Annotated in this window: 13 protein-coding genes; 4 read left to right on the top strand and 9 right to left on the bottom strand. The window is 64.8% G+C overall.

Annotated elements, in window-relative coordinates; translation table 11 throughout:
• Positions 1 to 966, bottom strand: coding sequence for a fumarylacetoacetate hydrolase family protein (locus O3306_RS14710; RefSeq protein ID WP_272008660.1), 966 nt, complete (start codon positions 964 to 966; stop codon positions 1 to 3).
• Positions 967 to 997: 31 nt separating this feature from the next.
• The gene (gene hmgA, locus O3306_RS14705; protein ID WP_442970009.1) at positions 998 to 2359 is read right to left on the bottom strand and encodes a homogentisate 1,2-dioxygenase; all 1362 of its coding nucleotides are present in this window, start codon (positions 2357 to 2359) and stop codon (positions 998 to 1000) included.
• A gap of 292 nt (positions 2360 to 2651) precedes the next feature.
• Here hmgA and mnmH point away from each other — a divergent pair, with 292 nt between their 5' ends.
• Positions 2652 to 3698 carry a tRNA 2-selenouridine(34) synthase MnmH gene (gene mnmH, locus O3306_RS14700; RefSeq protein WP_272008658.1) on the top strand — a complete coding sequence of 349 codons (1047 nt, stop codon included), beginning with the start codon at positions 2652 to 2654 and terminating at the stop codon, positions 3696 to 3698.
• On the opposite strand, the gene selD is transcribed toward mnmH, so the two are convergent.
• Positions 3691 to 5871, bottom strand: coding sequence for a selenide, water dikinase SelD (selD, locus tag O3306_RS14695; protein ID WP_272008656.1), 2181 nt, complete (start codon positions 5869 to 5871; stop codon positions 3691 to 3693). The genes mnmH and selD overlap by 8 nt on opposite strands.
• 236 nt (positions 5872 to 6107) lie before the next feature.
• Here selD and O3306_RS14690 point away from each other — a divergent pair, with 236 nt between their 5' ends.
• Positions 6108 to 6752 (top strand): hypothetical protein, encoded by a 645-nt coding sequence (locus tag O3306_RS14690; protein WP_272008655.1) that lies wholly within the window; start codon positions 6108 to 6110, stop codon positions 6750 to 6752.
• Here the strand turns inward: O3306_RS14690 and O3306_RS14685 are convergent.
• Together O3306_RS14685 and betI are read right to left on the bottom strand one after the other, a co-directional pair.
• A complete protein-coding gene (locus O3306_RS14685) occupies positions 6749 to 7789 on the bottom strand; it encodes a PLP-dependent cysteine synthase family protein (protein ID WP_272008653.1) in 1041 nt (346 codons plus the stop codon). The genes O3306_RS14690 and O3306_RS14685 overlap by 4 nt on opposite strands.
• Positions 7790 to 7872: 83 nt before the next feature.
• Complete coding sequence (gene betI, locus O3306_RS14680; RefSeq protein WP_272008651.1) at positions 7873 to 8556, bottom strand: transcriptional regulator BetI; 684 nt, start codon at positions 8554 to 8556, stop codon at positions 7873 to 7875.
• Positions 8557 to 8694: 138 nt separating this feature from the next.
• Here betI and betA point away from each other — a divergent pair, with 138 nt between their 5' ends.
• Positions 8695 to 10371: a choline dehydrogenase gene (gene betA, locus O3306_RS14675; RefSeq protein ID WP_272008649.1), complete on the top strand. Its 1677-nt coding sequence runs from the start codon at positions 8695 to 8697 to the stop codon at positions 10369 to 10371.
• 9 nt (positions 10372 to 10380) lie between these two features.
• Here betA and O3306_RS14670 read toward each other — a convergent pair whose 3' ends face one another.
• Positions 10381 to 10680, bottom strand: a complete 300-nt coding sequence (locus tag O3306_RS14670; RefSeq protein WP_272008647.1) for an FtsB family cell division protein — start codon at positions 10678 to 10680, stop codon at positions 10381 to 10383.
• Between the two features lie 176 nt (positions 10681 to 10856).
• Here O3306_RS14670 and O3306_RS14665 point away from each other — a divergent pair, with 176 nt between their 5' ends.
• The gene (locus tag O3306_RS14665; RefSeq protein ID WP_272008645.1) at positions 10857 to 12470 is read left to right on the top strand and encodes an acyl-CoA dehydrogenase family protein; all 1614 of its coding nucleotides are present in this window, start codon (positions 10857 to 10859) and stop codon (positions 12468 to 12470) included.
• A gap of 16 nt (positions 12471 to 12486) precedes the next feature.
• Here the strand turns inward: O3306_RS14665 and O3306_RS14660 are convergent, their stop codons facing one another.
• The 3 genes from O3306_RS14660 to O3306_RS14650 form a co-directional block, all read right to left on the bottom strand.
• Positions 12487 to 13380 carry a fructose bisphosphate aldolase gene (locus O3306_RS14660; protein ID WP_272008643.1) on the bottom strand — a complete coding sequence of 298 codons (894 nt, stop codon included), beginning with the start codon at positions 13378 to 13380 and terminating at the stop codon, positions 12487 to 12489.
• 108 nt (positions 13381 to 13488) lie between these two features.
• Positions 13489 to 15096, bottom strand: coding sequence for a hypothetical protein (locus tag O3306_RS14655; protein WP_272008641.1), 1608 nt, complete (start codon positions 15094 to 15096; stop codon positions 13489 to 13491).
• Positions 15097 to 15222: 126 nt separating this feature from the next.
• Positions 15223 to 15413: hypothetical protein (locus O3306_RS14650; RefSeq protein ID WP_272008639.1), on the bottom strand; the 191-nt coding region annotated here is incomplete at its 5' end.

The raw sequence follows: 15413 nt of genomic DNA, 5'->3' as shown, positions 1-15413 counted from the left end.
CTAATCCTGAATTACGTGGTCGAGCGCCCCAAAGGGCGCGTCGCCTCTTTCATCCTCATACCAGATGCGGACGGTATCCCCTGCCTGCAAAAACCCTGTCGCGGGGGCACCGTGCAGAATGGTTTCGACCATCCGCTGCTCGGCAATGCAGGCATAGCCGCGCCCGCCTTGGGCAATGGGTTTTCCGGGGCCGCCATCTGCATCCCGGTTGGACACGGTGCCGGACCCAATAACCGCCCCGGAAGGCAGGGCGCGGGTCTTGGCGGCATGTGCGACAAGCTGGCCAAAGTCGAAGGTCATGTCCTCGCCGGTGGCCACCCGACCGAAGGGCGCACCGTTGAGATCAACACATAGCGTTCCGTGCAGTTTGCGACCGTCCCATCCCGGCAACGCGTCGGGCGTGACCGCTATCGGAGAACAGGCAGAAGGCGGTTTGGACTGCACAAAGCCGAAGCCTTTCGAGAGTTCATCAGGAATGAGGTTTCGCAAGCTCCAGTCGTTCAGAACCATGACAAACCGGATCGACGCCGCCGCCGCGTCGGCACTGGCGCCCATCGGCACATCCCCGGTGATCACGGCGATCTCGCCTTCAAAGTCGAGCCCCCATTCCGGGTCCGCCGCATATCCGCTGCGCCCCGGGCAGAAATCCGCGCAGCCCTGATACATCAGCGGATCGGTCCAGAACCGTGCGGGCATCTCGGCCCCGCGCGCCTGTCGGACCAGCGCGACATGATTCACGTAGGCCGACCCATCCAGAAAGGTATGCGTGCGCGGCAAAGGGGCCAGGCAATCGGCCTGATCCAGCGTGATCGCGTCCTTTTCACACTCTGGCGCGCCCTCGCCCGATTCCAGAAATGCCGCCAGACTGGCATGTGCGGTCATCCGGTGCCCAGACAGGCCGCCACCCGGCGCGGGCACGACCACGAATGGCCCCTCGGGCCGCCGCCCATGCGTGACAACCTTCACGCCGTCCCCGCTTTCCTGAATGCAAAAAGGCTCATTTCGCCCCCGGCGTGCCGTCGAATTTCTTTTCCAGGCTCTCCCAGCAGTCGATGTAATCGTCCTGCAACGGGGCCTCCTTGCCCGCAAACTCGGTCAGTTGCTGGGGAAAGCGCGTCTCGAACATGAAGGACATGGTTTCGTCCAGCTTCTCGGGCTTCAGGTCAGCGTTCGATGCGCCCTCGAACGCGGTGCGGTCTGGCCCGTGCGGCAGCATCATGTTGTGCAGGCTCATGCCGCCGGGCACGAAGCCTTTCGGCTTGGCGTCATACTGGCCGTAGATGTTGCCCATCAGTTCGGACATCACGTTCTTGTGGTACCACGGCGGGCGAAAGGTATCCTCGGCCACCATCCAGCGTTCGCGAAACAGCACGAAGTCGATATTGGCCGTGCCCGCCTGCCCCGAGGGCGCGGTGAGCACCGTGAAGATCGACGGATCGGGATGATCGAACAGGATCGACCCCACCGGGCAATAGGTCCGCAGATCATATTTCACCGGCGCGTAATTGCCGTGCCACGCCACCACGTCGAGCGGGCTTTGCCCGATCTGCGTTTCATGGAATTCGCCGCACCATTTGACCGTGACCGTGCTGGGCACCTCACGATCCTCGAAGGCCGCGACGGGCGATTTGAAATCGCGCCGGTTGGCCATGCAGTTGGCCCCGATCGGCCCCCGGTCGGGCAGGTCGAACTTGGCACCGTAGTTCTCGCAGACGAAGCCACGGCACGGCCCCTCCAGAACCTCGACCCGGTAGAGCAATCCGCGCGGCAGGATCGCGATCTCCTTGGGTTCCAGATCAATGATGCCCAGCTCGGTGCAGAACCGCAGACGCCCCTCTTGTGGCACCACCAGCAGTTCGGAATCGGCGGAGTAGAAATAGGCGTCCTGCATGCTCTCGGTGACAAGGTAGATATGGCTCGCCATGCCGACCTGCGTATGCACATCGCCCGCCGTGGTCATGGTACGCATGCCGGTAAGCCAGGTCAGCGGCGCATCGCCATGCGGCACCGGATCCCAGCGGTACTGCCCGAGGCTGACCACGTCCGGCACGATGTTCGGCGCGGATTTCCAATATGGCAGCGCGATCTTGGTATAGCGGTGCGAATGCCTGACCGACGGGCGGATGCGGTAGCACCATGTGCGCTCGTTCTGATGGCTGGGCGCGGTAAAGGCGGTGCCGCTCAGTTGTTCACCGTAAAGGCCGTAGTTGCATTTCTGCGGGCTGTTCCTGCCTTGTGGCAAGGCGCCGGGCAGTGCCTCGGTCTCGAAATCATTGCCGAAACCGGGCATGTAACCTGCGTGCGGACCGGGCAATGACGGAGCTTGGGTCATCGCGTGGGATTGGATTTCCTTGGTCATTGAAGCCTCCGATCCGGAATCTGTCAAAAGGCTATCAGTTGCTTATGCATCGCACAACGCAAGCGGTGCGGTGGCGGCAACAGCCGGAATGCACGCTTGAATCAGGGTTCGCGCGACATGTCGGCGATTTGAAGCGGCTGCCCGAAAGGATACATTTTCTTCGCCTGCTCCATGTGGCCGCTTGTTCAGCTTGTTGCGACTCTCTGGTGTGCGGCCAGTTTTGACGTGAAGTCACATGGCAAAGCGCGGTAGATGAGGGGCAGACCCGTGACACCACGCAGCAAAGGCCCCCATGACCCCGTTTGTCCTCACCTCTCTGGCTGATCTGCAAGATCTGACTGTCGATACGATCATCGACGTGCGCGCCCCGGCTGAATATGCCGAGGACCATTTGCCCGGCGCGCTCAACATGCCGGTGCTCAGCGATGCGCAGCGCGCCGAGGTCGGAACGATCTACAGCCAGGTCAGCCCGTTCGACGCGCGCAAGATCGGTGGTGCGCTGGTGGCGCAGAACACCGCCACCCACCTGCAAGGGCCGCTGGCCGAGAAAAGTGGCGCATGGCAGCCGCTGGTCTATTGCTGGCGCGGCGGGCAACGTTCGGGCGCCTTTGCCACGATCCTCGATCAGGTCGGCTGGCGGGTGCAACTGCTGAAGGGGGGCTATCAGAGCTACCGCCGCGAGGTGGTGAAGATGCTCTACAAGACGCCGCTGCCGCACCGCCTGGTGCTGATCGACGGCGGCACCGGCACGGCCAAGACCGCGCTGTTGCACCAACTGGCCGCGCAGGGCGCACAGATCCTTGACCTCGAAGGGCTGTCAGCGCATCGCGGGTCGCTCTTTGGCACCACCGGCACGGCGCAGCCGTCGCAAAAGATGTTCGAAACCCGCCTCGCCGCGCAACTGACCGCGCTCGACCCTGCCAAGGTCACATTTGTCGAGGCCGAAAGCAGCAAGATCGGTGAACGGCTGATCCCGCCATCGCTCTGGGCGCTGATGATGAACGCCCCACGCATCCACATCACCGCCCCGTTAAGCGCACGCAGCCGATTCCTCTGTCGTGCCTATGCCGACCTGACCGAGGACAAGGCTGCCCTGAGCGATCTGCTGGACAAACTGCGCCCCTATCATCCGCGCGACCGGATCGCCGGGTGGCAGGCGCAGGTGCAGACAGGCGATTGGCAGGCACTGGCCGCCGGGCTGATCGCCGATCACTATGACCCGCGCTATGCCAAATCCGCAGCCCTCACACGGGACGCCGTGCACAGGATCGAGCTGTCGGATTTCGACGACAGCACCCTTGCGCGCACTGCGGAAAGCCTGCGCGCGCGGTTCAGTTAAGGCGCGACGCCTTCAGGTGCAAACGCCCCGTGCCACTGTCCAGCCGGCCAATCACATGGCCCGTGCATCCCTTGGCAGCCAACGCTGCGACCACCGCAGCACTCCGGACCTCGGGCACCGCCGCCAGCAATCCGCCGGCCGTCTGCGGATCATGCAGCAGCGCATCCTCCACCCCTGCGACCGGCGCATCGGCACGGTTCGTGGGCATCAGCGTTGATGACACGCCCGCATCCGACAGCGCACGCGCACCCGCGTAGACCGGAATGGCATCCTGCCACAGGGTGGCATCCAGCGCGGAGGCCGCGCAGAACGTCTGCACATGCCCGGCCAGCCCGAACCCCGTCACATCCGTCATCGCGTGGGCAACCGGGGCCAGCACGGCGGCCTCGCGGTCCTGCGGCTGCGCCATGATGGCAAGCGCCGCCGCCACGGCGCGCCCGTCCGCCTGCCCGGCCATATCCGCCGCCAGAATGACGCCAGACCCGATGGGCCGCGTCAGGATCAGCACATCCCCGGCCTGTGCCGTGGCCACCGTCAGAGGCATCGTTTCGCGCGTGCCGGTCACGGTAAAGCCGATCGTCAGCTCTGCCCCCATGGTCGTGTGCCCGCCGACCAGCTCGGCGCCAGCCGCATTCAGAACCTCGGTCGCCACCTGCGTGATCTCCGCCAGCGTGCGCGCCTGCAATGCGGCAGACATCTGCGGCACGACAATCGAGGCCAGCCCGACCTGCGGGCGCGCGCCCATCGCCCAGACATCGCCCAAGGCATGCACCGCCGCGATCCGGGTCATCAGCGCCGGGTCGTCGACCAGGCTGCGCAGATGATCGGTGCTGATCACCTGAAATCCGCCACCGGGCTGGCGGATCACCGCCGCATCGTCGCCCGCGCCGGTCACCACATCGCCACCGGGGGGCGCCACCGTATGCAACGCGCCCGACAGCACGCCGCGTCCCACCTTGGCGCCACAGCCACCGCATAGTGGCCGGGCCGCCAGCATTTCGGCCACGCCGCTGGCCAGTTCGCCCGTTGCCTTGGGCGCGGCCATGCTTGGCAGATCACTCAAGCGCTGCATGAAGGTGCGGTCGATCCGGTCTTTCCAGCGCCACATGAACGGCCCCGAAAGCGTCAGGCCGAATTTCTCGGCCATTGCGGATTTCCCGCCCAGTGAGATCAGCTTGAGAAAATCTTTCTGCGGACGCCATGTCTTGCGCCTGCCGCCACTGAGCGCCGCGCGCAGGTTGTGATGCAGGATCGGCGCGGCGCGCACGGCAAAGACGCCTGCCTTGGGCCGGGGCGCATGTGGCATCACCGCACAATCGCCCACCGCAAAGAGCGCATCATCGCCGACCACGCCCAGATCGGCGCCGATTTCGATGAACCCCGCCTGCTGGGGCAAATCCGTGGTTGCGATCCAGCCATGTGCGAAGGCGCCCGCCGCACCGACGCACAGCGACGCCGCAACCGGGTCCTGTGCTTCCAGCAGCACCTGATCGGGCCGGATTTCGACCACCTTGGCATGGGTTCTGACCACGATCCCCAGACCGTCCATCGCCGCCAGAATACGCCGGCGCCCCTTGTCACCGACACCGGAAACCTGCGGCGCCGCCTCGATCACCGTCACCCGCGGCGCGACGCCCGCGGCCTGCAATGCAAATGCCATCGCCATCGCCAGTTCGCAGCCGGCAACGCCGCCGCCGATCACTGCCACCTCAGGGGCCACCTGACCGCGTGCGGCCTGCTCCAGAAAATCGGCCCAGCGCGCGGCATAGGCATCCAGTGGCTTGGCCGCGATGGCGTGTTCCGCAAATCCCGGCAGGTCCATCCGCGCCGTGATGCCGATATCGATGGAGGCCACGTCATAGGCCACCGGCCCGCGCCCGGCCAACACCACCTCGCGACGCGCCCGGTCAATTCCGACCGCCCTGTCGAGGATCAGCCGCGCGCCTGCGTGGCGACACAAGCGCACCAGGTCAATCTCCAGATCATCACGCCCGTAATGCCCCGCCACATACCCCGGCAACATACCGGTATAGGGCGCCGTCGGCCCCGGATTGATCACCGTCAGGCGCGCACCGGGCAGCGGGTCCATCGCCCAAGCCTTCAGCACCAGCGCATGCGCATGTCCGCCACCGACAAGTACCAGATCGCGTGTATAGGGCACTACCGTCAGCATCGGTCATCTCTCATTGTGGTCATGGCTCTCCACCTGGTCATTCGGAATGCCGGGGGCGACTTTGCCCGCACCCCAAGCAAGTAGTCACATTCCGCCGATTTTGAAACCGTGCTGAATGCCGCAAGCCACACCGCCGCGCGCACCGCCATCGCAGGCTTGATTTGCCGCGCGTTTCGCGGCACTGGTCCGGAACGGCGGCGATCCACGCCCGCCGAAGAACAGCAAAGGGCAGTCCCATGTCGAGATTCGGTGGCCTCAAGGCCGAATTCACCGCCGCAAATTTCCGCCGCATCGCCATTTATTGCTGCATCCCGGCGCTGGTCTTCTACCTCATCTCGCTGGGCGCGATGGCGCTGGGCGGCTTCACTCTGGTCGAAACGCTCCGCGATACGGCGCAGATCACCAAGGAATCGAGCTTCCTCGGCTTTGTCTCCAGCATCGGCGCGTGGCTCTGGGTGGCGGCGACGACGGTCTGCTTCTTTCGCGTGGCGGCCGGTGCGGGGCATGACGGAGAGGCGCACAAGATGCTGCTGGTCCTGTGCGGCTGGTTCTCGGCCTTCCTGGCGGTGGATGATTTTTTCCTGATCCACGACCGGTTCATCACCGAAGGTATCCTGATCCCGATTTATGCGCTGTTCGTGGGCTACCTGCTGCGCAAATACTACGCCAAGATCAAACAGATCGACGCCTTCGCCTTTCTCACGGCCGGTGGCCTGCTGGCCATGTCCGTGGTGGTAGATGCGGTGCAGGAGATCCTGCCGATCAGCTACGGGCTGTCGCAAGCGCTGGAAGAAGGATTCAAGTTCGTTGGCGCGGCGGCGTGGCTCTATTTCTGCTACCGGATCGCGGCCTACCGGCTGGTCACGGCGACCACCGATTAGAACCAGTCCTCCAGCGCCTCGGAATAAGGCGTGATATCGCCGATACATTCCTGCACCCATGCCGGATTGTAATAGGTGTCTAGATACCGCTCGCCGCCATCGCAGAGCAGCGTGACGATCGAGCCCGTCTCGCCCCGGTCCACCATGTCGCGCGCCACCTTCAGCGCGCCCCACAGATTGGTGCCGGTGGACGCGCCCGCCTTGCGGCCGATCAGCCGCTCAAGCCACAGGATCGTGGCGACGCTGGCGGCGTCGGGCACCTGCATCATCGCGTCGATCACATCGGGCTGAAAGGATTTCTCGACCCGTGGCCGCCCGATCCCCTCGATCCGGCTGGAACAATCGGCGGTGAGCGTGTCATCGCGGGTCTGGTAGCTGTCGTAGAAAACCGAGTTTTCCGGGTCCACCACCACCAGCTGCGTGCGGTGACCGCGATACCGCAGATAGCGCCCCAGCGTGGCCGAGGTGCCGCCGGTGCCCGCGCTCATCACCAGCGTATGCGGCACCGGGTGCGGCTCCCGGCTCATCTGCTCGAAGATGCTTTCGGCGATGTTGTTGTTGCCGCGCCAGTCGGTGGCGCGTTCGGCATACATGAACTGATCCATGAAATAGCCGCCCATCTCTGCCGCCAGTTTCACCGCCGCGTCATGCATCTGCGGGCTGCTGTCGACGAAATGACACTGCCCGCCATAGAGCGTGATCTTGTCGATCTTGCTCTGTGCCGTCTTGCGCGGCATCACCGCGATGAAGGGCAGGCCCAGCATCTGGGCGAAATACGCCTCTGACACCGCCGTGCTGCCCGACGATGCCTCGATCACCGGCGTGTCTCGCACGATCTTGCCGTTGCACAGCGCATAGAGGAACAGCGAGCGCGCCAGCCGGTGCTTGAGACTGCCGGTGGGGTGGGTGCTTTCGTCCTTGAGGTAGATATCGACGCCTTTGAGCTGCGGCAGCGGCAGCTTCAACAGATGCGTATCCGACGAACGCCGAACATCGGCCTCGATTTTCTCGATCGCCTCGACAATCCAGTCTGCCATAACCATGCCCCCTCGTACCGTTGCGCCCCGCTATATCACCCGCGGCGCGAAGCTGTCTATCGCGTCACCGGGCGCGCGTGGCACTACCCGGTCAGGGCACGTTCGCGGAAGGCCCGCGTACTCAGCATGATCCCGGCCAGCGTCTCCATCTTCTGCCGCGCCGCGTCGAATTCGGCCAGGTCCGGCACCACGTCCGGCATCAGATGCCGCGCGGCGTAATCCACCTGATCCACCCCCTGCCGCCCCGGCATCGGCTGCGCCTGAAAGCTGGCGCGCAGCCAGATCCCATCCATCACCGTGCGTAACTGGAACGCGGTCTGTCGCGCGCGGTCCAGCGGCATCAGCGGGCGCAGCGCGCTCAGCAGGTTCGACCGCATGCGCGCATGTACCGCGGTCTGGATGCGCTGGCTCTGGCGGTGGTGCGGCACATCCGAACACAGGCTGATCCACGCATGGCAGATTTCCTGCTGAAAGACCGGCTCGGCGAAATTGCCGACGATGATCGCATAGAGCCGTTCCACGGGGGTATCGGCATGGTGCAGCAATTCGACCACGCATTCGCGCAGCACGGTGTTGGCCTTGCGCTGCACCGCCTCAAAGAGCGCATCCTTGTCCTTGAAATGGTGCAGAACGACGCCCTTGGACACGCCTGCGATCTTTGCCACCCGCTCCAGCGTGGTACCGCGCATGCCGAACTGGACCAGCGCATCGAACGCCGCCTGCGACAGCTCTGCGCGCCTGATCTCGCCAATGCTTTGCCGTGCCATCTGCGTGCCTCGTGTCTGCGGAATTCTTGTTGCCACAACTTAGACAACGGGCAGCGGAGTAACAATAATTACCTTTTGACATAAAAACTGACCAACGGTAAGTATTCCTGCAATCCACAGCGCCGGGAGTCGCAAGTTATGCAAGCCGATTACGTGATCATCGGGTCCGGCTCTGCCGGGTCGGCGATGGCCTACCGCCTGTCAGAGGACGGCAAACATTCGGTTCTGGTACTGGAATATGGCGGCAGCGATGCAGGCCCGTTCATCCAGATGCCCGGCGCGCTGAGCTATCCGATGAACATGTCGATGTATGACTGGGGCTATACCACGGAGCCCGAACCGCACCTGAATGGCAGGCGTCTGGCCGCCCCGCGCGGCAAGGTCGTTGGCGGATCATCCTCGATCAACGGGATGTGCTACGTTCGCGGCCACGCCTGCGATTTCGACCATTGGGAGGAAACAGGCGCGACCGGCTGGGGCTACAAGAACGTGTTGCCCTATTACAAGCGGATGGAAAACTGGCACGATAGCGGCCATGGCGGCGACCCGGCTTGGCGCGGAACGGATGGCCCGCTGCATGTGCAACGTGGCCCCTTGGCCAATCCGCTGATCAAAGCCTTTGTCGAGGCAGGGCGGCAGGCCGGCTATGAGACCACCGCCGATTACAACGGTGAGAAGCAAGAGGGCTTTGGCCCCTTCGATCAGACCATCTGGAAAGGGCGCCGCTGGTCCGCGGCCAACGCCTATCTGCATCCGGCACTGAAACGGCCCAATTGCGACTTGCTGCGCTGTTTCGTGCGCCGGGTGATCATCGAGGACGGTCGCGCAACCGGCGTCGAGATCGAGCGCGGCGGCAAGATCGAAGTGGTGCACGCCAACGCCGAGGTGATCGTCGCGGCATCGGCGTTCAATTCACCCAAGATCTTGATGCTGTCCGGCATCGGCCCCGCCGCGCATCTGGCCGAACACGGGATCGAGGTGATCGCAGATCGGCCCGGTGTCGGACAGAACCTGCAAGACCACCTGGAGCTTTATATCCAGCAGCAAAGCATTCAGCCGATCACGCTGTACAAATATTGGAACCTGATTTCCAAGGCTATGATCGGGGCGCAGTGGCTGTTCACGAAAAGCGGCCTCGGCGCGTCGAACCAGTTTGAAAGCGTGGCGTTCCTACGCTCTGCGCCGGGCGTGAAATATCCAGACATCCAATACCACTTTCTTCCCATCGCCGTGCGCTATGATGGCAAGGCGGCGGCAGAGGGCCATGGCTATCAGGCGCATGTCGGCCCGATGCGCAGTAAATCGCGCGGTTCGGTCAGACTCGGCTCTGCCAATCCCGCCGACGCGCCAAAAATCGCGTTTGACTACATGTCTCACCCCGACGACTGGGCCGAGTTTCGCCATTGCATCCGCCTGACCCGAGAGATTTTCGGGCAGGATGCCTTTGCGCCCTACCGGGGGCGGGAAATCCAGCCCGGAGATGCCGTGCAGAGCGACGCCGAGCTGGATGATTTCATCCGTGAACATGCCGAGAGCGCCTATCACCCCTGCGGCACCTGCAAGATCGGCGCGGCAGATGACCCGACTGCGGTGGTCGATCCCGAATGCCGGGTGATCGGCGTGGACCGCTTGCGCGTCGCCGACAGCTCGATCTTTCCGCGCATCCCCAATGGCAATCTCAACGCCCCCAGCATCATGACCGGCGAAAAGGCCAGCGATCACATTCTGGGGCGCGGCTTGCTGCCCGCCTCAAACCAGCAGCCGTGGATTCACCCCGAGTGGGAAACCACCGTCAAGGCGGCACGTCGCGCTTGATTCGGGCTGCTAGCGGATCACGAGCTCGTCGCTGCGCAGCAGGCCCAGCACGCTGCGCGCCTGCTCGTCCAGCAGGTCAAGATCCAGGTAGGTATCCGACAACCGCCGGGTGAGGTTGTCCATGCGTGCCACCTGCGCCTCGATCGCGTCCAGTTGCAGTTGCAACTCGGCGCGCTGCGCTTCGATCTCGGCCCGGCTGAACAGGCCGTAATCGCCCTGAACGGCGGCGAATGTGAAATAGACACAAAGGCTGAACGCCACGGCGAAATAGGCCAATACGCCCAGCGCAGGTTTCTTGCGGGTGATCATGTCGGTCTGCCTCGGTGCTCTTCAATATCCGCGCCTCTGACGGGCGCTGTTCGGGGACAGTCGCATATCCCGCCCGGTTTGGGAATCGTTTTCCCGCCACGCGGTGTGCAATGGTCGCAGCCGTTGCAATCAGGGCATGTGATCCGCTTAATGGGTGCGCCAAAGGAGACCCGCCGATGCCCCATTCCCCGCCCCGGACAGAGACCGACACCCATGTGGTCACGAATCAACCCGAACCGCGCGGCGATCTCGACCTCTGGGCAGATGACCCGGCATTGCAGGATCATGCCCACACCGCCGACGCCGCGCATCTGGCCCGCTACGGCAGCAGGCTGGGCCGGGCTGAGACACGCGCGGCGGGCCGCGCCGCCAATCGCAACCCACCCGAGGCGGTGCTGTTTGATGCAGGCGGTCGTCGGCTGGACGAGATGCGCTATCATCCGGCCTATCACGAGTTGATGCAGCTGGGGCTCGGGGCCGGCTATGCCGCGCTGCCGTGGGAGGGTGCGGAAGGCGGGCACAGCACCCATGCCGCAATGGTCTACCTGACCAGCCAGGTAGAGCCGGGCGTCTGCTGCCCGATGACCATGACCTACGCCGCCGTGCCCGCGCTGCGCGCCGACAAGACGCTGTTTGCCGAGTGGAGCCCCAAGCTGACCGCGCGCCTGCACGATCCCGCGCCCGTCCCCCTGCCACGCAAGGCGGCAGCGACGATGGGCATGGCTATGACCGAGAAACAGGGCGGCTCGGACCTGACCGGCACGACGACCCGCGCGGAACGCGACGGTGATCTCTACCGGCTGCGCGGGCATAAATGGTTCTGCTCCGCACCGATGTCCGACGGGTTCCTGACGCTGGCGCAGGCACCGGGCGGGCTGACCTGCTTTGTCGTGCCCCGCTGGCTGGAGGGCGCGCGCAACGCGGTGCACATCCAGCGGCTCAAGGACAAGCTGGGCAACCGCTCCAACGCCTCGGCAGAGATCGAATATGCCGATGCCTGCGCCCACCGGCTTGGGGACGAGGGGGCAGGCGTGCGCACAATCATCGAGATGGTGCATCACACGCGCCTTGATACCGCGATGGCCCCGGCGGGGCTGATGCGCGCCGCCCTGACCGAGGCACATCACTGGGCGCGGCACCGCAGCGCATTTGGCGCGAAGCTGATCGACCAGCCGCTGATGGCCCGCGTGCTGGCCGATCTGGCGCTGGACTGGGAGGGGACATTGGCGCTGGGCCTGCATGTCGCCCGCGCCTTTGACGGGCGATCAGAGGCCGACCGCACGCTGGCGCGGCTGGGCGTGGCGCTGGCCAAATACCTTGGCAACAAGCTGTGCCCGCCGCTGGTCTTCGAGGCGATGGAGGCGTTGGGCGGCATGGGTTATATCGAGGACACCCCGCTGCCGATGCTCTACCGCGAGGCACCGTTGAATGCTATCTGGGAAGGGTCGGGCAACGTGATCTGTCTGGATCTCCTGCGCACGTTGCGCCGCATGCCCGCCGCCGCCGAAATCCTGAGCGCGGAACTGGGCGCCGCCACCGGCCAGTCACGGCGCTATGACGCCGCACTCGACGCGCATATACGGCGCTTCCCGTGTCTGCCGGACGAGGGCGATCTGCGCTGGTATGTCGAGAGCCTTGCGACCCTGCTGACTGCCTCGGTGCTGATCCGCCACGCGCCGCCCGCCGTGAGCGATGGTTATGTCGCCACCCGGCTGGAGGCGCGCGGCCGTACCGCCGGCGCGATCACCGGGGTGGATACGGGTGCTATTCTGGCGCGATTGGGGCCGTGAGGGGCGCGGCCCGCACCTACCCCGCGATTGACGCCTGGTAGATGCTGTCGATCGTGGCCGAAATCGTCGCGTTGAAATCCGCGTCGCTCTGATCCGCCGAGAGCCCTTCGGTCAGGGCCCGGCTAAAGCTGGCGATCACGCCCGTGTTGCGCGCCAGCCGGTCATTGGCTTCTTCGCGCGAATACCCGCCAGACAGCGCCACCACCCGCATCACCGCCCGGTGATCAACGAGAGATTTGTAGTGGTTCGCCGTCTCGGGCAGGGTCAGCTTCAGCATCACCTGCGTGCCTTCGGGCAGCGCATCCAGTGCCTTGGTCAGTTCGGCCAGCAGAATATCCTCGGCCGCGGCCTTGTCGGCAATCGTGATCGTCACTTCCGGCTCGATGATCGGGATCAGGCCGTGGCCCAGGATCTGCCGACCCACCTCGAACTGCTGCGCCACGTTGGCGGCGATGCCGCTGGCGGACGCGGCGTCGATGACCGAGCGCATCTTGGTGCCGAAGATACCCGCGGCGCGGGCGCGTTCCAGCAACGCATCCAGATCCGGCATCGGTTTCATCAGGCGCACGCCGTCTGCTTCGTCCTCCAGCCCCTTGTCCACTTTGAGAAACGGCACGACGCCGCGCTCTTCCCACAGGAACTGCGCGGTCGGCTTGCCACCCATCTGCCGGTCCATCGTCATCTCGAAGAGGATCGCGCCGATCACCTTGTCGCCGGTAAAGGCCGGGGCCTGCGCGATGCGCGCGCGCATGGCGTGAATCAGGTCGAACATCTCAGCCTCGGACCCATAGGCGCTCTCGTCGACACCGTAGAGCTTCAGCGCCTTGGGCGTGGAACCACCGCTCTGGTCAAGTGCGGCGATAAATCCGCCTGCGCTGCGCATCTTCTCGGCTTGGGTCTGGTTGGGCATCTGTGCGGCTCCGCTCTGTAATGGATATGTCGAATTGCCCCGCTTCTAGGCGAGCGACGTCTGCGTTGCAATTGTGGTGGCGCTAACGGCGACCGCCAGCGCCGCCAGTCAGTCGTCGCGGCGGAAGCGCGCCGCCAGCCCCAACTCGACCCAGTCCGACAGCGCCTTTTCCTGCACGCTGGTCCGGGTCTGAATCCAGAGCGCGTTTACGGTGTCGCCGCGATTGGCAAAGCGCGCCTCGATGTCCTCGCGCAGGGGCCGCGCGCCGATATCACCCGCCGCCTCGGCGATCAGCGCATAGTAATAGGCCAGCCGGTAAGAGCGCGCCGCATCCAGCCCGGTGAAATGCGCCAGTGCCAGCCGCCGGACCGCGCGCACGTCGCCATCCGCTGGCAGGGCCGCTGCGCCGATCTCGGCACCGCTGGCGTCCAGGTAGGTGTCCTGCGCGTCGATCACCGCACCGGTCGTCAGCCGCGCCTCCAGCGCATCGAGCAGCGGCACCGCCTCGGGCAGCCGCGCCTCGCTGGCGATCAGCGCATACTGATAGGCCTTGCCGGCGTCATATGGCATCAGCGCCTGCGCCGTCATCAACGCGGCCTGCGCGCCGTCAGCGCTGGTTGCGTCGACCATCGGCGCCAGCAAGTCGGGCACCAGCGCCTCGGCGCGCGGCAGGCCCCTGCCCTCCAGCAGCGCCTGCGCCAGTTCCAGCCGGTCGGCCCGCGAAAGCTCGGCCTGTTTGCGTTTCAGCAGATCTTCGCTCAGCAGTTGCGACTGGGCCAGCGGCGCAGAACGCGCATCGGGGGCCAGCGCCTGCAACAGTTCCTCGGGCGATTGGTACACTTCGGGTTCGATCACGATCCCGTCGGCGGGCAGTTCGGCCTCGATGGTGATTTCGCCGGGGGTGCGGACAAACCGCGCAACGTGGTCCATCAGATCCTCGATGAACCGCCGCTCGGTCGATGTCAGCGCGCGGGTGCCGTTCTGGCTGAGCATGTTGGTCAGCTCTTCGGTACCCAGGCCACGGATCACATCCGGCTGGCGCAGGTTCTCGGGCATGAGCTGCGACAGGCGCTCCCAACCTCCATGATCCTGCAATCCCAGCACCGCGCGGCGCAGCCGGATCGCCGGATCGCCGGTATAGCCATAGCGGTCGAGCCGGGGCAGGATCGCGCCGGACATCGCCAGGTCGATCGTCGCCAGATCATTGATCGTGGCCGAAGCATTGGCGCGAATCTCGCCAGAGCCGTGGAAGTAATCCATCTCGTAAACCAGCCGGTCCAGCTCGATCTGCGGATAGCCTGCGGTGCGCAGCGCCAAGCCGATATCGCGGTCGAGACAGGCGATGTTGGCGCGCGCGCCGATCGCTGTCACCGAAATGTTCGAGGCTGCCAGAAGCGGGCGCTGCTTGCCGATGTCAAAGCGGATCCGCGCCAGCTTGACCTCGCATTGGCGGGCCCGGTCATAGGGCAGTTGCGGGCGCAGCGTCACCCCCGACAGCGCCACCGTCCCGCGCATCACGTCGGTCTCCATATGGTCGTATTCCACTTCCATCTGGGTGCGCAGCGCCGAAATGGCGACGCTGGCCAGCGATCCGGCGATGGCGTCCGGCGTGATGAGATCCAGCAGGCCCGGTTTGGGGTCGCCCTCGGCCAGTGCCGCGACAGGCAGGGCAAGGCAGGTGCAGGTGGCCAGTATCGCGGATTTCAGAGCATTCATGACGGCGTCCTTTTGTCCCGGTGCAGTTCGCAACAGGCTAGCCGAGCGACCGTGCCGCATACAATAGCGGATTCCCTTACCCTCGCCGGACGCGCCCGCCAAAGCCCGCACGGAATATCAAACCCCTTACAGTTCGTATTGAAAATCCACGTTTGCCCCCGAACGCAATATGGGTCTGAACAGGCTAATGCCTTCGCTGAAATTTGCAGGGGGCGGTTTCATCGTCCCGGATGGCAGCTGTGCGGATGGGGTGGATGGCTCCTGCATCAACCGGCGTCGCAATGCGCCATAGTGCAGTTGTCGTAAACTGCTTATGA

The organism is Roseovarius sp. ZX-A-9 (genome assembly GCF_028369135.1).
Lineage (GTDB): Bacteria > Pseudomonadota > Alphaproteobacteria > Rhodobacterales > Rhodobacteraceae > Roseovarius.
This window is presented reverse-complemented; position numbering and strand designations above follow the sequence as displayed.